Source organism: uncultured Campylobacter sp. (genome assembly GCF_938040115.1).
GTDB lineage: Bacteria > Campylobacterota > Campylobacteria > Campylobacterales > Campylobacteraceae > Campylobacter_A.
Window position 1 is genome coordinate 1 of record NZ_CALHXD010000189.1, and the last position, 2,770, is coordinate 2,770.

3 protein-coding genes are annotated in these 2,770 nt (G+C 44.4%); 2 read left to right on the forward strand and 1 reads right to left on the reverse strand.

What is annotated here, in order from left to right; all coding sequences use genetic code 11:
* Nucleotides 1-48 precede the first annotated feature (48 nt).
* Both Q0314_RS06520 and Q0314_RS06525 read left to right on the forward strand, forming a co-directional pair.
* Nucleotides 49-1,485: a catalase gene (locus tag Q0314_RS06520; RefSeq protein WP_298057648.1), complete on the forward strand. Its 1,437-nt coding sequence runs from the start codon at nt 49-51 to the stop codon at nt 1,483-1,485.
* The gene (locus Q0314_RS06525; protein ID WP_298057650.1) at nt 1,482-1,970 is read left to right on the forward strand and encodes an ankyrin repeat domain-containing protein; all 489 of its coding nucleotides are present in this window, start codon (nt 1,482-1,484) and stop codon (nt 1,968-1,970) included. Before Q0314_RS06520 ends, Q0314_RS06525 begins: the two co-directional genes overlap by 4 nt.
* Nucleotides 1,971-2,375: 405 nt before the next feature.
* On the opposite strand, the gene Q0314_RS06530 is transcribed toward Q0314_RS06525, so the two are convergent.
* On the reverse strand, nt 2,376-2,770 hold a 395-nt coding region (locus tag Q0314_RS06530), incomplete at its 5' end, for a hypothetical protein (RefSeq protein ID WP_298057652.1).

Genomic DNA, 2,770 nt, shown 5'->3' on the forward strand with positions numbered 1-2,770 from the left:
ATTTATATATGTATAATTACAAACAAAATTTATTAGAAAGGAATAAATATGAAAAAACTAACCACTACTTCGGGTAATCCTATCGCGGATAACCAGAACTCCCTTACCGCAGGCAGTCGCGGCGGTATAATGTTACAAGATTATCAGCTACTTGAAAAACTAGCTCATCAAAACAGAGAGCGCATCCCTGAGCGCGCCGTTCACGCAAAAGGTAGCGCTGCATACGGAACATTGGAGATTACGCAGGATATCTCACGATATACTAAAGCCAAAGTATTGCAAAAAGGCGAGAAAACAAGGCTGCTTTTGAGATTTTCTACCGTTGCCGGTGAAGCTGGAGCGGCTGATGCTGAGCGCGACGTAAGGGGCTTTGCGATTAAATTTTACACCAAAGAGGGCAACTGGGATTTGGTCGGAAACAACACTCCCGTCTTTTTTGTAAAAGACCCGTATAAATTCCCGGATTTTATCCACACGCAAAAGCGTGATCCTCGTACACACCTCCGTTCAAATGAGGCAGCATGGGACTTTTGGAGCTTAAGCCCTGAGAGTATGCATCAAGTAACCATCCTGATGAGTGACCGCGGTATTCCGGCAAGTTACCGCCATATGCACGGATTTGGCAGCCACACCTACAGCCTTATAAATGACAAAAACGAAAGATTTTGGGTTAAATTTCACTTCAAAACTCGCCAAGGCATTAAAAATTTAACCAACGCTCAGGCCTCACAGATCATTGCAAAAGATCGAGAGAGCAATCAACGCGACCTTTTTGAGAGCATAGAAAAGGGCGACTTTCCAAGCTGGGATTTTAAAATTCAAATAATGACTCTACAGCAGGCAAAAGAGGTCAAATTTAACCCCTTTGATCTAACCAAAACTTGGCCTCATAAGGAGTTCCCACTCATCGACGTGGGCGTCATGACGCTAAACGAAAATCCGAAAAATTATTTCAATGAGGTTGAGCAGGCCGCATTTAGCCCGTCAAATATAGTGCCTGGTATCAGCTTTAGTCCCGATAAGATGCTGCAAGCAAGGATATTTAGCTACCCCGACGCTCAAAGATATCGTATCGGCACGCACTACGCGCAGCTAGATGTTAATCGTCCTGTAAGCGAGGTCAATACTTACGTCGTGGGCGGCGCGATGAATAACGGAATGTATGAGCTTGACGATAAGGCTTACTATGAGCCTAACAGCTTTGGCGGCGCCAAAGAGGATCGTGCTTTGTTGGAGCCTGATATAAGCATAGAAGGCGCGATGCAAAGATACGATCACAGAGCCGAAGATCAGGATTATTATTCGCAACCTAGAGCGCTTTTTGAGCTAATGAGCGACGAACAAAAATCGCAGCTTTTTAGTAATATCGCAGATAGCATGGAGGGTGTGAGCGAAGCGATAAAAGAGCGCGCGATAGGACATTTTGAAAAAATTTCCGCTGACTATGCAAATGGTGTAAGAGCCGCTTTGAAAGCAAAAAATTGACGAGCTTAACGCAGGCCGAGGAGCAAAGATATGGTGAGCTTTGCGCTATAGCGCTTGATTTCGCTAGGCGAGATGATGTTGAGGAGCTGGAAAAGATGATAAAAGCCGGTCTTAGCGTAAATTTAAAATCCGCCAAAGGCGACACACTTTTAATGCTAGCTAGCTACAATAACGCGCTAAAGACTGTAAATATGCTGCTCTCAAACGGCGCCATAGTCGATGAGCGTAACGACCGCGGGCAAACTCCGCTCGCGGGTGCGGCCTTTAAAGGACATTTGGAAGTAGTCAAAGCTCTCGTAAATGCAGGTGCAGACGTAGAGGCTACGAGTGGTCTTGGTATGACACCCTATGCCTTTGCCATAATGTTTGGTAGGAGTGAAACGGCAAAATTTTTACTAAGAAAGCGTAAAAAGCAGGGATTGCTACAAAAACTGGCGGTTAAATTTTTAGAAATTTTCACCAAAAAGAGCGCGCGAGCGGTTTAAATTTTTATGCGCCTTGATATTTGGCGGTTTAAAATTTACGCGCTTTAGCGCTTATACACGGTTTAAAATTTGACGTATGTTTTGCTGTGCCTCCCATTTTTTCTGAATTTAGCAGATCTTGTGGCTTTGCTCATGGGCTCAATTTTTGCGATGAAATTCGGTATGATCTATTGCGATCCTTGTGGCAAGACTATAAATTTTCCTTTGAATCTTTGCAGAGTTTGTAAATTTTTAAGATTTTTCAGCACGCTTGGAATTTTATTGATTTTTGGATCGAGCTTGTCTTGTAGCTGGATTTGGCTGAGTACTGCGGCTAAACTTTACCATTTTAGGTTCATCGATTAAGCCTTTTACGCCGAGCCGATTATTATATGTAGCCTAATTTTGATATCTTAAGGATCACGACTATAAGCTCTTAAATTCCATCTCCAGCTGCTTGCGCCAGTCTTGCAGCGAGCGCTCTGCGCCCGCGGCGTATTTTTCGATCAGAGCGTCCGTTTTATTGAGAAACTCAAATAGCTTGCCCTCCCACACGGCAGGGTTTAGGTTGCTTTGATGCATCGTTTTGATATAGACTAACTCCTTGCTAAGAGCCTCAAGTTCGTCTAGATAGCTCTCGCGAGCGCTTTCGTCGTATAGTTCTAGACGCTTTAGATCTCGCAGTTTGTCCTCTAAAATATCGCAAAATTTCATATACCTTTGCGAGCTAAGCTCGGGATCTGCGGCGTCTGCTCGCGCGGAAGCCTTTTGGACCTGAAAATACACGAGCGCGCCCACCGCAAGGGCGACTGCGAACATCA

Excerpts from the sequence above, each read along its gene's own strand:
- Q0314_RS06520 (WP_298057648.1), top strand. The coding sequence starts at position 49 with ATGAAAAAACTAACCACTACTTCGGGTAATCCTATCGCGGATAACCAG.